The sequence below is a fragment of the Romboutsia lituseburensis genome, assembly GCF_024723825.1.
GTDB classification, from domain to species: Bacteria; Bacillota; Clostridia; order Peptostreptococcales; family Peptostreptococcaceae; genus Romboutsia_F; species Romboutsia_F lituseburensis_A.
Map to the genome: position 1 here is coordinate 1,003,443 of NZ_JANQBQ010000001.1, position 15,313 is coordinate 1,018,755.

Sequence of the window (15,313 nt, forward strand, 5' to 3'; positions counted from 1 at the left end):
CTAATTTCTGTCGTTTATTTTCATATGTTTTATCTAATATTAATTTTGTATTTAGATATAGCGTCTATAATATTATTAACTTGTAAGTTCAAATCTAGTATTATTTTATTTTCTTTTATTTCTATATTATTTAAAACTATTGGATATGTATAACTTTTGTCTATAGTTATAACTTTTCCATTTAAAGTAAATGGTATTTTATCTTTATATGAATTTAAATGGTTAATTAAAGTCTTGTCACTTAAATTAATTTTTCCAAGTTTTAAATTACTTACTTCTATATTTAAGTTGTTATCAGATATCTTTGGCATTAAATATGCTTCGATTTGACTATCTATAATTCCAAACGCCTTATACGGAGATACTATTTTAACCTTATCATTTTCAAGAATTATACTAGCATCTTCTAATTCAGTTATATTGTTTGTTTTCATTACTGAATAAACTATATCTTTAAATTCTTGTGATGTTATAGATATTTTTCCTTGTAAACCTAGAGGTTTTTTTGATATTTCAAAGTTGTCTATAGATGACTCTTTTATTAACTGCTCAATAGTTATAATTTTTCCTTTTTCTACAGATACTTTCTCCTCTGGCATTAATGCATAATATGTACCACCTAATAATACTAAAACAATAATTATAATAGAAGTTATTATTTTCATTCCTTTATTCAAATTTCATCACCTCTTCTAAATTTCCATAAAACAATTATATACCTATTATTCGTATTGTGTTTGTTAAATATTATTAATTTATAGTTATATTTTATATTATTTAGATTTAGAGATATTTATTAATAAAATTAAACCTACTATGAAATAAATAATCTATTTTATATTTTTAAAGTTAATTTTAAGATTAATTTATATAAAGCAGTTTATTTTTATAAATTTTATAAATCACATTTAATTATTATCTTGTTTTTACTTATAAAATATATATTTTTGTATAATAATGTTAAATATATATTCTGATAAGATTTGATTTTTAAGTAATTATATCTTTATTTTTTTCCAATATTAGATTAAAATGAATAGTATGGATTATAGTATCTTTATTTACTATATAGAAAATTTAATTAATAGAGAGGTATTATATATGTCAAATGAAAACAATTCATCTAACTTTATAAAAAACATTATTATAAATGACTTAGATACAGGAAAACATGACAGTATCATAACTCGTTTTCCACCTGAACCAAACGGATACTTACATATTGGGCATGCAAAAAGTATATGCTTAAACTTCGGTTTAGCTGACGAGTTTAAAGGAAAAGTAAACCTAAGATTTGATGATACAAACCCAATAAAAGAAGATGTAGAATATGTTAATTCTATTAAGGAAGACGTTAAGTGGTTAGGATTTGATTGGAACAACCTATACTTCGCATCTGATTACTTCGATGAAATGTACAAAAGAGCTCTTGTTTTAATAAAAAAAGGAAAAGCTTACGTATGTGATTTAACTCAAGACGAAATAAGAGAATATCGTGGAACTTTAACTGAACCTGGTAAAGAAAGTCCATACAGAAATAGATCTGTAGAGGAAAACTTAGATTTATTCGAAAGAATGAAAAATGGTGAATTTAAAGATGGAGAAAAAGTTTTAAGAGCAAAAATAGATATGAGTTCTCCTAACATAAACTTTAGAGATCCTATAATATATAGAATAGCTCATTCTCATCATCACAATACTGGTGACAAATGGTGTATATATCCAATGTATGCATTTGCTCATCCATTAGAAGATGCTATCGAAGGTATAACTCACTCTATATGTACTTTAGAGTTTGCTGATCAAAGACCACTTTACGATTGGTTCGTTAGAGAATGTGAAATGGAATCTGTTCCAAGACAAATAGAGTTTGCAAGACTTAACCTTACAAATACTGTTATGAGTAAAAGAAAATTAAAGCAACTTGTTGATGAAGGTGTAACTGATGGATGGGATGATCCTCGTATGCCGACTATATCTGGACTTAGACGTAGAGGATACACTCCAGATGCTATACGTAACTTCTGTCGTGAAATAGGTGTAGCTAAAGCTGATTCTACGGTTGATAGCCAAATGTTAGACTTCTTCGTAAGAGAAGACTTACAACCTAAAGCTCCTCTTGCTATGGGTGTTTTAAAACCACTTAAATTAATTATAACTAACTACCCAGAAGGTCAAACAGAGATGCTTGAAATAGAAAACAATGCCAAAGATGAAACTAAAGGAACTAGATTAGTACCATTTGGTAGAGAATTATATATAGAACAAGATGACTTTATGGAAGAACCTGTTAAGAAATATTTCAGATTATTCCCAGGAAATGAAGTTCGTTTAAAAGGTGCATACTTTGTTAAATGTAATGAAGTTATAAAAGATGCAAACGGAAATGTTGTTGAAATACATTGTACTTATGACCCTGAAACTAAGAGTGGTTCAGGATTTACTGGTCGTAAAGTTAAAGCTACTATACACTGGGTTGAAGCAAACTCTGCTAAGCCTTGTGAGTTTAGATTATATGAGCCATTAATTCTTGATGATGCTCCAGAAAATGAAGGTAAGCATTTCTTAGAGCAAATAAATCCAAACTCTATAGAAATACTTCAAGGATTTATAGAACCTACTCAACTTGAGAATGCTAAAGTTTTAGATAAATTCCAATTCGTAAGAAACGGATTCTTCAGTGTTGATAATAAATACACAACTGATGAAAAACTAGTATTAAATAGAGTTGTTCCATTAAAGAGTTCTTTCAAACCTGGTAAATAAATAAAAAAGAGTCTTGAATAATTTTCAAGGCTCTTTTTTATTATTTTATTTATTAAATCCAAGTATTTGTATACCATCCTTAATACATTCAATTTGTAGTGGAAAATCTGGTCCTTTTTCTCCGTCTATATCTGTTGACAAATCATCGCTACACTCAATTAATACTTTTTTTGTTTTAAAATATAAAAGTTCATTTTCATTAAATTGATCTAAATGTTCCCCTCTTAATACACTAATTAGTACTGGTATAGATTTTGGAATAGGCATACCTTTAAATATTATAACATCTAGATATCCATCATTTACTTCTGCTTTATATGCTAAGTTTATGTTTCCTGCAGTTTTCCCATTGAAAACTAACATTAAATACATATCTCCTTCATACTTAACCTCATCTGATGTAACTCGTATATTAAACTTCCTCATATGAAGAGCTTCTTCAATTCCTGTTATGTAATAAGATACTTTTCCCATATAATTTTTTAAATCAGGATTAATCTTTTGAGACACGTCTGTAAACATACCTGCGCTAGCTACATTTATAAAATATTTATTATTTATCTTTCCTATATCAATTCTCTCAGAAGTAGATTTAATTATGCATTCTATAGCTTTTTTTATATCCCATGGAATATCTAAAGCTTTAGCAAAATCATTTGCAGTTCCTGTTGGCAATATTCCAATAGGCAAATCTATATCAAACTCTTTCATTGAATTTATGACTGTATCTAAAGTTCCATCTCCTCCAGCTAGTAATAAATGATCATAGGTTTCATCAATTCCTAAAAAAGCCTTACTTATATGTTCTTCCTTATTTAATCTATATGGTACTAACATATAATTATTTTTTTGATATATTTGAATTATGTCATCTAAGTGATTAACTATTCTTTTTTCACCTGAATTTGGATTATATATAAGTTTTACTTTTTTCATATTTCCTCCTAACTAACCTTGGTGACTTATTCTCTAAAAATATATTATTAATATATTATATGATTAATTGTAAAATCTTATTTATCAATAAATCCATTAATTTCAATTTATATACTTTTAAATATATTAATACCCAAAATTTTCGTTTATAAATATTACATGTATTCTATTTGCTGTTCTTTGTCTTTTTATTAATGTATATTCACAACATATTCTATCTGGACTTTCACAATCCATGCAGTATCCCGTTGTTTTACAAGGAGTTTTTGTTCCTATTCTTTTAGCATTTGCAGGAGCTGCAATAGATTTATTTCTGTTTACAGCTTCATCAATATCTTTAACTATTTTATTTACTCCTGTTATAACAATTACTTTGTCTGGCCCATATAACATAGCTGCTACCCTATTGCCATTACCATCTACATTATAAAGCTCTCCATTTTCTGTTATAGCATTTGTACTTGTAAAGTATGCATCTGCACTGAACGTATCTATATATATTTGTTTCATATCTTGTGGTGTAAGGTTTTCTTTGTATCTATCTAAAAACTTATAAGTACCATTCTTCAAAAGATCTATTACCCCTGTCTCAAATAAAGACATTGATCCACCACAACTAACTACTGAGTCCTTCTCAACTAACTCTTGTATTTTATTTAATAATTCTTCTTTATTATTTACAAAATAGCCTTTCATATTATTTTTTTCTAAAGCTAATATAGTTCTCTTTATTTTTTGTTCATTTACCCAAACAACATTGTTATCCATAATTGTATTCTCCTCTCCAATTAAAAGCATTTAACTAAAGTTTTATATAAACTTTAAGCATAATATCTTATTTACTTAATATATAATTCCTTCTTAATTATATATTATCATATGTACATATTTTTTCCATATAATTCAAAATACATTTTTTAACAGATGTTTTAATTTAATTCCCACAGGGTATATAATAAAACTATTAATATTTATGAGGTGATACATATGATAACAATAATTTCCCCAACTACAACAATGAATTTCGATAAAGATATAAATTTAAATAAACACAGTACTCCTTTTTTTGCAAATGATGCTAATTATCTTATGAGCATACTAAAAACATTATCTATTGAGGAAATCTCAGGTTTAATGAATTTAAGTGATGATTTATCTAACTTAAATTTTAATAGATATAAAAACTTTGGAAATCAAAATAATAAAAAGTGTCAAAGTCTATTTGCATTTGATGGTGAAGTTTTTAGTTGTATGAATGCTAATGATTTTAATGATGATGAAATAGAATTTGCAAATAAGCATTTTAAAATTATATCGGGTCTTTATGGAGTACTTTCTCCACTTGACTTAATAGAACCTTACAGACTTGAAATGAAAGCAAAGCTTAATAATAAATATGGCAAAGATCTTTATAAGTTTTGGAAGTGTAAAATAACAGAATTTCTTATAGATGAACTTGATAAGCAAAAAAATAAAATTTTAGTTAACTTAGCTTCTTCTGAATACTTAAAATGTGTTGATTTAAAAAAGCTTGGTGATTTTAAGTTTATTGATATTATATTCAAAGAATATGATGCTTCAAAAGATGTGTATAAAGTCAAAGGCCTTTATGCTAAGAAAGCTCGTGGGTATATGGTTTCTTATATTGTTAAAAATAAAATTGATAATGCTAATGATTTGATGAAATTTAATTTAGAAGGTTATAAATTTAATAAAGATTTATCTAATAATAACTCATTTGTGTTTACTAGATAGTTATATTTTTAGAGAGTGCATTTGCACTCTCTTTTTATCTTACCTATTTAATATTTTATTTAATAGCGATATATTACTTATGAGTTCCATCAAAATTCTCTATATAAACCATTACATTTTCAGTATTTATTCTCATTTTAAACCAATTTTCAATATTTACTAAACTATTTCTAAGATCTTCATTCTCGCTATATATAACAATTACAGGTATACCACTATCTTTTTGTGTTTCTCCATCTAAATATCCTATATATAATTTTTTAATTTCAGGATAGATAGCCTTTATTTCTTTAGATATTGCTTGATTATTAATCTCAGTAGGTTTATTTTTTATAATACCTCCCATATTATTTTTTAAACTATTTTCATTATTTTTTATATTATTCATGTATTTTTCTATGATAGATAGTTCACTTTTATCTTGATTTATTATTAACTTTTTATCACCTAATCCATAATAAGAAAGTTTTTTGTTTAACTCATTTAAATCATTAGTTGTTATTCTATCTCCAATAGTAACTAGTGTTATAGTATCATTCTTTTCATCTATTATTTTATTTAGCACATATTGTTGTTGTAATTCTTTATTTATAAAATCATTTAAATTCTTATCATTTATAGTTTCTCTAATCATTGCAATAGCAGATATCATACTTGGTATCATAACTATAATAGATAATGTAATTATAAATCTTTTAAATTTTTTTTGTTTTTCAGTATCTACACTAGTTTTAGTTGGCACACCTAGTGCCTTTGTAACTATGAATGTTGATATAGATATAAAAAAACCATTTATAAAAAATAAGTATCCTGCACCTAAAAATATTTCAATTTGTTTTGTTGCTATTCCATACCCTGAAGTGCATAAGGGTGGCATTAAAGCTGTTGCTATAGCAACTCCTGGTATTACATTACTTGATTTATTACGTGTCAACCCAATCATTCCTGCTATACCACCTATAAAAGCAATAATAACATCCCATATAGTGGGACTTGTCCTTGCCAATATCTCACTTCCAGCAGTAGTTATTGGTGTTAATTTAAAATAAATAGTTGATGTAATTATACTTATCAAAATAGAAATACCTAATATTTTAAAAGCACTTTTTAAAAGTTCTGCATTGTACGTTCCTACACCATACCCTATACCTATGGTTGATCCCATTAACGGTGATATTAGCATTGCACCTATTATAACTGCTACAGAATTCATATTAAGACCTATAGATGCAATAATTATTGCACACATCAAAATTATAAAGTTTGCTCCATGTACATTCATTCCTTCTAAAATATTATCCTGTATTTCTTTATAACTAGCTTGATTTCTAGTAAATTGATATCTAAATTTATCTATATCAAACTTCATATTTTATCCTCCTATATACAAATATTAATATTAATATTTACAATATAAGTTAATTATATTTATCCATACTATTTTGCTTATATTCATTGTTAATATTATACTAGTTATTAAACTTTGGTATAATTATTTATAAGTATAAAAAAGGATATACCATGGATATAGATTATTATACAAAAACTTTTATGGGGGAAATCTATGAAAAGAATAACTAAAATAATGATTGCTTTAATATTTGCTATATCAATAATCATTGGTTTGCTTATAGCACTTATATATATTAATCACAAAATTAATTTATCAAAAGAAGATAAAAATTTTATACCAATGGGACAAATGGTAAATGTTAATGGTCATTATATGCACATATATACTGAAGGTAAAGGGGAAGTTCCTTTGGTATTCATGTCTGGTGGGGGTACTAGTTCACCTACTTTAGATTTTAAATCTTTGTATTCGTTATTGAGTGATCATTATAGAATTGTTGTAATAGAAAAATTTGGATATGGTTTTAGTGATATTGTTAATACTCCAAGAGATATAGACTCGATATTAAATGATACAAGACAAGCACTTTCTCTTGCAAATATAAAAGGCCCTTATATACTATTTCCACATTCAATGTCTGGACTAGAAGCATTATATTGGGCACAATTATATCCAAAAGAGGTAAAGGGAATTGTAGGACTTGATATGGCATTTCCTAAAGCTTATGAAAATTATAAAATAAACACTCCATTAATAAAGATTAGCTCAGTCGCTTCAAAACTTGGAATAACAAGATTAATTCCAAGTTTATCTGAAAGTGATGCTATAAAATATGGAACTTTAACTGATGATGAAAAAGATTTATATAAAACAATTTTTTATAGAAGAACAGCAACTTCTACAATGCTAAATGAAGTTCTTGAAGCTAAAAATAACGCTAAAAAGGTGTCTCAAAATACTATTCCAAATATTCCTGTATTAATGTTTGTATCAAATGGCATTGGTACTGGATGGAATGAGAATGATTGGAAAAAAATTCAGAAAACAACTGCTAAAGAATTAAAAAACTCACAAATAATATACTTAAACTGTTCTCACTATGTACATGATATTGAATATAAAAAAATAGCGAAATTATCAAGTAACTTTATTAAAAAAATAAAAAGATGATATCATTAATTTCGATACCATCTTTTTATTTTTTTATTATTTTTTCATAGATTCTTTTTTAGAATCAACAAATTTAATTATATCATCAGGTATTAATTTAGTTTTTTCATAACCAACTCCATCATTTTTTATATTGTATTCAGTTGTATTTCCGCCTTTGAAGTTTCCATCTTTTAATTCTTTTATTGTTAATTTAACACCTACATCTACATTCTTAAGAGCTGATGTTAATATTACATTAGGAGAAATATGATTTTGAGCCATATCAACTGCAACAGCATACTTTCCATTTTCTAATCCTGTTTCGTATACTCCATTATTAACACCGCCACCTGCAGTCATTATTATATCTATACCATTGTTATACATTTGCTGAGCTATAGCTTTACCTTTAGATGCATCAACAAATGAATTAGCATATTGAACTACTAAGTCTGCATTTGGATTTGATTCCTTGATACCTTTTTCAAAGCCTTCTTTAAAATGAAGTACAGCTGGTACTTGCATTCCTCCAACAAATCCAAACTTATTAGTTTTACTAGTCTTTCCAGCAACTAATCCAGTTAAATATCCAGCCTCAGATTCACTAAATGATATATTATTTACATTCTTAGGCACAGTTTTAAATGACCCATCAATTATGGCAAATTTTTGATTAGGATAACTTAAAGCTGCATCTTCTATAGCCTTACTTAAATTAAACCCTATACCTATTATTAAGTCTGAATTTAAATCTACTGCTGTTTCTATGTTTGTTGTATAATCACTTTCTTGTTTAGACTCTAAGTATTTTACTTCTACTCCATATTCCTCTTTAGCCTTTTTTGCACCTTCCCAAGCTAACTGATTAAAAGATTCATCATTTACTCCACCCTTATCTAGTACCAGAGTAATTAATAACTTTTTATTTTCATCGGTATTACTAGACTTATTTTTATTTTGTTTAGTTACAAATAATCCAAGTAATAATATTAATACTAAAAATAATATAAGTACGATTTTATTTTTTTTCATTTTTTGACCTCCAATTATAAAACTTTTAATATTATATCACATATTATTAATTAATATTTAATTTTTAGTTATAAAAATAAGTTGACATTTGAAAATATTGTCATAAATATGTTTGTATCTATATAGAAGTACTTTAACTATCACCATAATCTTTATAGTAAATTGTTGTCTATAGTAAATTTTTTATAGACTATTATAAATATAATTTAAATAATTTATTAATGTTGTGATACTAATTTTAAACCAATTATTCCTATTACTATAAAACCAATACAAACTAATCTAATAGGATCTATCGGTTCTTTAAACAATGCTATTCCTAAAATAACAGTTCCAATAGTTCCAATTCCTGTCCAAATAGCGTAAGCTGTTCCTAATGGTAACTCTTTTAATGCTAATGATAAAAAATAGAAACTCGCTATCATTCCTATTACTGTTAATATACTTGGAAATAATTTTGTAAATCCTTCGGAATACTTTAAACCTACAGCCCACCATACTTCAAAAGTACCTGCAATTACTAATGTTAACCATTTCATATTTTTTCACTCCCTTTATCATGTAATTTTAGAATTAAAAAAAGCCTAGTCGATATAAAAAATATCTCCCAGGCTTTTGTCCTTCCGTGAACACAGAATACTGTGCGTTTTATCTCGGACCAGACCAGTTAAAAATTTTAACTGCGGAACCCTATAAAACTTTTATTTATCAAATTTTATTATTATTTACATCTTATCAAAAAACATATAGTTAATCAATAGTTATTAATTATTAAACCATTGATTAGGTGATTGACTAAAGTAATAAGGCAAAACTCTATTATTTTGCAATTTTATACTCCATAGAATTAAAAAACTCATTATATAATTTATAAAAATAATAAAGTATCCTCTATACTAAATTTAATTGAAAATATTGCAAGGTATTTGATATTAATTAAAGAGCAAAATAAAAAATAAAGGAGAAAAACAAATGAAAGATAAATCACTTATGGAAGAACTAAAAGATTTAGGTAGACAAATCCTTTATTCAGAGGCAGAAAATACAAATACTGATAGAGAGACAATCGTTGAAATCGATGGTGAGGGACATAAAAAATGTGTAACTAGAGCAGGCGCAGGTCCTGAAACTCACAATAGATTAGATGGAGAAAGAAACTTTAAATAACTTATTTATACTAAAAAACTAGATATAAATTATATCTAGTTTTTTAGTATTATGCTTTATGGCTAATCATTATATTTTTAACTTCATCTATAAACTAAGGCTTTATTAACTCTAACATTCTTGAAATAAAACTCATCATTAATTAATATTTTTCATATACAAATAAACTCCAAATACACCTACTCCCATTATCACAAAGTAAGCTACAAATGCATATTTCAAATAGATATCCGCACAAAACCCTACTGCTATATTTATAAATGTAGAAACTATACTTCCTATCATTGAATAAACAGATAAAACAGTAGCTCTATTTTTACTTATAGATTTATTCTTTATATCTAATACAATAGGAGATATCATAGATATTAACCCACTTAAAGAACATATCGCAATAATACTAATTATAATACTATTCGTAAGTATAAGTACTAATACACATAATAACATTATATTTATCATAGTCTTTAAGGTTTTATCTTGACCAAATTTTTTGCTAAGCGTATGAGTTTTACATGATAGCATCGCTAAAAGCTCTGAAAATGCACTTATATCCCCTAATAACCTTATATCAATTCCTATACTTTCAAAATGTAATTGCCCTAAATTTATACTTATTCCATAAGATATTTCAGCTATTATAGCAGTTGCTATAACAAACACAAATATCCATTTTATATCATTTATATCTTTAAAGATTTCTTTTATTATTAAATTTTTATTATGACTAGAACTTTCTATTTCTATATCTTCTATAAAATACATTATAACAACACTTACTCCATAAGCAATAACTGTTGCTAATACAGCTAATTCTATTGATATAGATATAAAAAAAGATGATGATATTGATGAAATGAAAAATGCTAGACTGTTAAATGCACTATATCGTCCAAAAACTTTTTCACTTTCATTTAAATCGCATGATTTATATAAAAATGCTATATCACATCCAGAAGTTCCAGATATACCCAAAGCTGTTAACACAGTTTGACCTAAAAATCCCATAAAACTGCTACAAAATAATAAACTCAATCGTCCTAAGAAAAATAATAAATAAGATATCATTAATGTTTTTTTATATCCATATTTATCTGCAAAATATCCCCATGGTATTTCTGTTAATACAACTATCAATAAAAGAATAAATTCTAAAAAGAAAAACTCGCTTACTGATAATCCTCTTTGTTTTCTATAAATCAAGCTTACAGGTGCATAAAATACTAGACCTTGCAAAAATGATATTATATACATTAATTTTAAATTTAGTTTCATCAAATTGCCCCCTAGTTATATTAATTTTAACTATTAGGGGCTTGAACATGCAGATACATTTTTATCCCTCCATTTTTATATTCTTTAATACAATTATATCAAAACTTTAAGTTCAACATTCGTTTACTAAATCTTAGCACACTTATTAAAAATAAAAAAATAGGAAAATTATATCCTATTTTTAAAATTCATCCTCATGTTGTTTAAAAAATTCATAATATGTACGGACATTTTCTAATTCAGTCCACGTTTTAACATCCACTGGACTTTCATCAAGGTCATATATTTTAGCACCTTTCATAGCTAGCATAAATGGTGAATGGGTTGATATAATAAATTGACAACCTAAAAATCTTGCTGCATCTTCAATAAATTTAACTAACTCTACCTGACGCTTTGGTGAAAGGCTATTTTCAGGCTCATCTAGAATATATAATCCATTTTCTTCTATCTTTTCAATAAAATATTTAAAAGCACTTTCTCCATTTGAATACTCCCTTATATTATCAGTTAATTTTTTTCGAACAAATTTAGATTGAGTTACTCTTCTAGCATAATTTATTTTTTTTAATTCATCATAATCATCTAATGAGCTCATTTGAAAACTAGAACCCTTAGTATCTAAATACTCTTCAAAAAGATTCTCTCTTTTTTTATCAATACCCTCATTTATATTACGAACATCTAACATATAATCAAACACATCATCGCTTGTTATAATTCTACTGTTTTCTGGTACTTCTTTTTCAATATACATTTCACATAAATTAACATAATCAGCATAAAAATTAGTTTTATTATATATAGAATCTCTATTTAACTCTAGCTTCTCTGCTATTACATTTAGTGCTGTCGATTTTCCCGAGCCATTACCTCCATATAAAATAGTAATTGATTCAAAATCTATTCTTTCAAATAGATTTTTTGATAATACTTTAAATGGATAAAATGAGTCATAACAAGTTCGTTTTTCATTATCTATAAATTTAAACTCCATATATTCACTAGGAAATATAAAACTTTCTAAATATATCATCACTTACTTTCCTTTCATTTATAATTCAATTATAATTCAATTTTTTACTTTCATTAAATTTCCATTATATATTCACTATATCCAGAATCCTCATTAATTTGTTCTTTAGCCATATATCTATTATTGTATCTATTTCTTTATTTCCCAATTTCCTTATCATATTAATTAAAGATCTCCTAACTATTTTATTTAGTATTTATTTTATCATTAACTCTAATATAATACCATTTATATAATTTTATATAGATGGTATTATATTAGAAATAAAAAGTGCCTTAAATTGATTTATTAATTATTTTAAGACACTTTTTAATTATTATTTATTTTTATAATTATCTTGTTTACTAAATTGAGCTTATTTTTAATTTCCTATACATAATTTAAATGAGAAACTTTTTTCATATATATACCTAAAAAATTTAAATATTTAGGAATAAATAATTTTAAAAATTTATGTAAATAATAACTTACTATGGCTACAATACATATAATTATAAGCTTTAATATAATATTATTCACACCAAAATTCACTGGTAATTTATGAATAAATATTTTTAACACTGATAAAATAAATGCTAGAAAAAGCGCTAAATTCACTAAACATAATGATAGAACTATTAACCCAAAAGCTAAAATTAAAGGCATAATAATTATTATATTTAATATATTAATTATAAAACTGAAAATTATATATACATATTTATTATCTGTCATTAAAAATCCCTGCCTTTCTCAATTTACTAAAAACCTTTTTAGATACAATTGCTATTAATCCCGAAATCAAAGTAACTATAAACACAATTATATGTGTATTACTTTTAAGTACTTCAAATAAATAACCATACATAATTTGACCAATAGGTGTTAAAAACATCGTTATCGACAAACAAAATGAAATAACCTTTCCTATAAGATGATCAGGTGTTTCACTTTGTATAAAAGCTAAGATTTGAATACTAAATAAAGTAGATACTACCATTATTAAAAAACAACAAGCTGTAACAATAATATAAGAAATTCTATGATTTAAATTAAGCATAATCACAACGCCTATTGGGATTAACCCCAATATAGCAAATAACAATATTATGTGACTTTGATAAATCTTGATTTTTTTCACCAAAATCCCAGTCATAATTCCTCCACATAATCCGCCCAATGCTAACATACCTTGAGTTATTCCATATGCTTGACTAGACATATTTAATATTTGAGTAATAATAACAGGGATACCTATCATTATCAAAGGAGTTAAAAATAAATTAAAACAAGAAATTATTCCAATAGTTTTAAAGACTATCGGCTTATCATTAAATATAAAATTTAAACTAGTCATAAAATCATCTTTAACAATAGAAAATGCATTAGATGCTATTTCTTGCTTCTTATACGGTATTTTTATAAATATTTCCATGATAGCAGATACAAAGAAACATATTATACTTGATATTAAAATAGGTATAAGTCCATAAAATCCATATAAAATCCCACCAACTATAGGACCTAATAATCCTGCAAGTGAGCTAACTTGGTTTATAACAGCATTCCCCGGTAGTAAATGGTCTCTATCTACTAAAAGTGGTATGCTTGCTTGGACGGTAGGTTGATAAGCACCTTGTATTCCATACAGTGTCATCAATGTAACTATTAACATAAATATTAAATTAAATTTACCTATAGAAAATAAAAAAGCTATAACTAGTATTGCAGTTATAAAATCTAAAGTTACCATAATGTTTCTTTTATTAGCTCTATCTGCAATAATTCCTCCAAAAGGAGTTACTATAACCATAGGAATTAAAGAACATGCGGACACGGCTCCGAATAAAGCTGAAGAATTTGTAGTATCTAAAAGGTAAAGTGGCAATGTAAATCTTAAAATTGAATTTCCAAACAAGGAAATTACCTGACCTATTACCATTAAGGTAAAGTCTCTGTTAAACAACTTTGTCTTATTATTCAATTAAACAACCTCCATAGATTGATATTATAATTTAAATTACATACATTCATTTGGTATGTAATTCTTAAAATTAAACTGCCAATTAAGGCAGTAATTTATATTTCAAACATATTTAGCTAAAAATACTTGAAAATGTTGATATATAATTTATGATAATTTTTTTTTTCGCTCTCTTTCGATAATAGACCTATATCTTTCCAGTACCCTGAAAACATTATCATCTAATACTGGAATTCCTAAGTCCTCAACTAGTTTTTTAAAAAAGGTAAATTTATTCTTAAATTCTTCTTTTGTAGAGTGAAATATGGCTGGATTTATCCAAACATTCATTAAAATCATAAATGTTTCTGCAACCTCTTTAGAATTATCACTTACTATTGACCCGTCTTTTATGCCCTCCCTAATAATAGGCTCAATAAGTTTAGGTACAATGTCCTCTATCGTATTATAAAGTTGTTGAGTTAAAAATCTAGGATTTTTCATTAAATTTGGTGCTGCCATAGCTAGCTTTTCCTGACCAGGATTTTTTAAAGAAATTATTAAAGTTTGCTTAAGCTTTTCTAAACCCGTATATGAAGTTGATTCTTTTATTTTTAACAGCTGGCTGTCTGACGAATCATAAAGTCTAGGTATCACAGCTTCGATAATTTCTTCTTTTGACTTAAAGTGATGGTAAATGGCACCTTTACTTAAATCACCTAAAGCATCTACTATATCCTGAATAGTAGTGTTATCATATCCCTTTTTTAGAAATAGATCCATCGATGTGTCGAGAATACGATTTATTGTAATCTCAGGATTTTTATTTCTTGCCATCTTTATTCTCCTTTACATACTTTCGTTCGGTATGCTATAAGCGTATCAGTTTAATTTTATT

At 26.0% G+C, this 15,313-nt stretch carries 14 protein-coding genes and 1 riboswitch; of the genes, 4 read left to right on the forward strand and 10 right to left on the reverse strand.

What is annotated here, in order from left to right:
* Positions 1-29: 29 nt before the first annotated feature.
* Positions 30-677, reverse strand: coding sequence for a DUF2140 domain-containing protein (locus NWE74_RS05005; protein ID WP_258242134.1), 648 nt, complete (start codon positions 675-677; stop codon positions 30-32).
* Positions 678-1,101: 424 nt separating this feature from the next.
* On the opposite strand from NWE74_RS05005, the gene NWE74_RS05010 reads away from it, so the two are divergent.
* A complete protein-coding gene (locus tag NWE74_RS05010; protein WP_258242135.1) occupies positions 1,102-2,766 on the forward strand; it encodes a glutamine--tRNA ligase/YqeY domain fusion protein in 1,665 nt (554 codons plus the stop codon).
* Positions 2,767-2,811: 45 nt separating this feature from the next.
* Here the strand turns inward: NWE74_RS05010 and NWE74_RS05015 are convergent, their stop codons facing one another.
* Positions 2,812-3,702, reverse strand: coding sequence for a YegS/Rv2252/BmrU family lipid kinase (locus NWE74_RS05015; RefSeq protein ID WP_258242136.1), 891 nt, complete (start codon positions 3,700-3,702; stop codon positions 2,812-2,814).
* A 126-nt stretch (positions 3,703-3,828) separates the two neighbouring features.
* The gene (locus NWE74_RS05020; RefSeq protein ID WP_258242137.1) at positions 3,829-4,470 is read right to left on the reverse strand and encodes a lactate utilization protein; all 642 of its coding nucleotides are present in this window, start codon (positions 4,468-4,470) and stop codon (positions 3,829-3,831) included.
* Between the two features lie 219 nt (positions 4,471-4,689).
* Between NWE74_RS05020 and yaaA the strand changes: the two genes are divergently transcribed.
* Positions 4,690-5,457 carry a peroxide stress protein YaaA gene (gene yaaA / locus NWE74_RS05025; protein ID WP_258242138.1) on the forward strand — a complete coding sequence of 256 codons (768 nt, stop codon included), beginning with the start codon at positions 4,690-4,692 and terminating at the stop codon, positions 5,455-5,457.
* Positions 5,458-5,530: 73 nt separating this feature from the next.
* Here the strand turns inward: yaaA and NWE74_RS05030 are convergent, their stop codons facing one another.
* A complete protein-coding gene (locus NWE74_RS05030) occupies positions 5,531-6,826 on the reverse strand; it encodes a DUF389 domain-containing protein (protein ID WP_258242139.1) in 1,296 nt (431 codons plus the stop codon).
* Between the two features lie 195 nt (positions 6,827-7,021).
* Here NWE74_RS05030 and NWE74_RS05035 point away from each other — a divergent pair, with 195 nt between their 5' ends.
* Positions 7,022-7,981, forward strand: a complete 960-nt coding sequence (locus NWE74_RS05035) for an alpha/beta hydrolase (RefSeq protein WP_258242140.1) — start codon at positions 7,022-7,024, stop codon at positions 7,979-7,981.
* Between the two features lie 36 nt (positions 7,982-8,017).
* On the opposite strand, the gene NWE74_RS05040 is transcribed toward NWE74_RS05035, so the two are convergent.
* Both NWE74_RS05040 and sugE read right to left on the reverse strand, forming a co-directional pair.
* Positions 8,018-8,995, reverse strand: a complete 978-nt coding sequence (locus tag NWE74_RS05040) for a BMP family lipoprotein (protein WP_258242141.1) — start codon at positions 8,993-8,995, stop codon at positions 8,018-8,020.
* Between the two features lie 218 nt (positions 8,996-9,213).
* Positions 9,214-9,534 (reverse strand): quaternary ammonium compound efflux SMR transporter SugE, encoded by a 321-nt coding sequence (sugE, locus tag NWE74_RS05045; RefSeq protein WP_258242142.1) that lies wholly within the window; start codon positions 9,532-9,534, stop codon positions 9,214-9,216.
* Positions 9,535-9,597: 63 nt separating this feature from the next.
* Positions 9,598-9,700: riboswitch (guanidine-I (ykkC/yxkD leader) on the reverse strand.
* Between the two features lie 267 nt (positions 9,701-9,967).
* On the opposite strand from sugE, the gene NWE74_RS05050 reads away from it, so the two are divergent.
* Positions 9,968-10,162 (forward strand): hypothetical protein, encoded by a 195-nt coding sequence (locus tag NWE74_RS05050; protein WP_258242143.1) that lies wholly within the window; start codon positions 9,968-9,970, stop codon positions 10,160-10,162.
* 138 nt (positions 10,163-10,300) lie between these two features.
* Here the strand turns inward: NWE74_RS05050 and NWE74_RS05055 are convergent, their stop codons facing one another.
* The 4 genes from NWE74_RS05055 to NWE74_RS05070 form a co-directional block, all read right to left on the reverse strand.
* A complete protein-coding gene (locus NWE74_RS05055) occupies positions 10,301-11,437 on the reverse strand; it encodes an MFS transporter (protein ID WP_258242144.1) in 1,137 nt (378 codons plus the stop codon).
* 181 nt (positions 11,438-11,618) lie between these two features.
* On the reverse strand, positions 11,619-12,473 hold the full coding sequence (locus tag NWE74_RS05060; RefSeq protein WP_258242145.1) for an AAA family ATPase: 855 nt from the start codon (positions 12,471-12,473) through the stop codon (positions 11,619-11,621).
* Positions 12,474-13,176: 703 nt separating this feature from the next.
* Positions 13,177-14,436 (reverse strand): MFS transporter, encoded by a 1,260-nt coding sequence (locus tag NWE74_RS05065; RefSeq protein WP_258242146.1) that lies wholly within the window; start codon positions 14,434-14,436, stop codon positions 13,177-13,179.
* A gap of 147 nt (positions 14,437-14,583) precedes the next feature.
* Positions 14,584-15,252, reverse strand: coding sequence for a TetR/AcrR family transcriptional regulator (locus NWE74_RS05070; RefSeq protein WP_258242148.1), 669 nt, complete (start codon positions 15,250-15,252; stop codon positions 14,584-14,586).
* Positions 15,253-15,313 lie beyond the last annotated feature (61 nt).

What these genes read in the sequence shown, in the direction of transcription:
- yaaA (WP_258242138.1), top strand. Translation starts at nt 4,690, where the DNA reads ATGATAACAATAATTTCCCCAACTACAACAATGAATTTCGATAAAGAT.
- NWE74_RS05035 (WP_258242140.1), top strand. Translation starts at nt 7,022, where the DNA reads ATGAAAAGAATAACTAAAATAATGATTGCTTTAATATTTGCTATATCA.
- NWE74_RS05030 (WP_258242139.1), bottom strand. Translation starts at nt 6,826, where the DNA reads ATGAAGTTTGATATAGATAAATTTAGATATCAATTTACTAGAAATCAA.
- NWE74_RS05010 (WP_258242135.1), top strand. Translation starts at nt 1,102, where the DNA reads ATGTCAAATGAAAACAATTCATCTAACTTTATAAAAAACATTATTATA.
- sugE (WP_258242142.1), bottom strand. Translation starts at nt 9,534, where the DNA reads ATGAAATGGTTAACATTAGTAATTGCAGGTACTTTTGAAGTATGGTGG.
- NWE74_RS05055 (WP_258242144.1), bottom strand. Translation starts at nt 11,437, where the DNA reads ATGAAACTAAATTTAAAATTAATGTATATAATATCATTTTTGCAAGGT.
- NWE74_RS05070 (WP_258242148.1), bottom strand. Translation starts at nt 15,252, where the DNA reads ATGGCAAGAAATAAAAATCCTGAGATTACAATAAATCGTATTCTCGAC.
- NWE74_RS05020 (WP_258242137.1), bottom strand. Translation starts at nt 4,470, where the DNA reads ATGGATAACAATGTTGTTTGGGTAAATGAACAAAAAATAAAGAGAACT.
- NWE74_RS05050 (WP_258242143.1), top strand. Translation starts at nt 9,968, where the DNA reads ATGAAAGATAAATCACTTATGGAAGAACTAAAAGATTTAGGTAGACAA.
- NWE74_RS05060 (WP_258242145.1), bottom strand. Translation starts at nt 12,473, where the DNA reads ATGATATATTTAGAAAGTTTTATATTTCCTAGTGAATATATGGAGTTT.
- NWE74_RS05015 (WP_258242136.1), bottom strand. Translation starts at nt 3,702, where the DNA reads ATGAAAAAAGTAAAACTTATATATAATCCAAATTCAGGTGAAAAAAGA.
- NWE74_RS05040 (WP_258242141.1), bottom strand. Translation starts at nt 8,995, where the DNA reads ATGAAAAAAAATAAAATCGTACTTATATTATTTTTAGTATTAATATTA.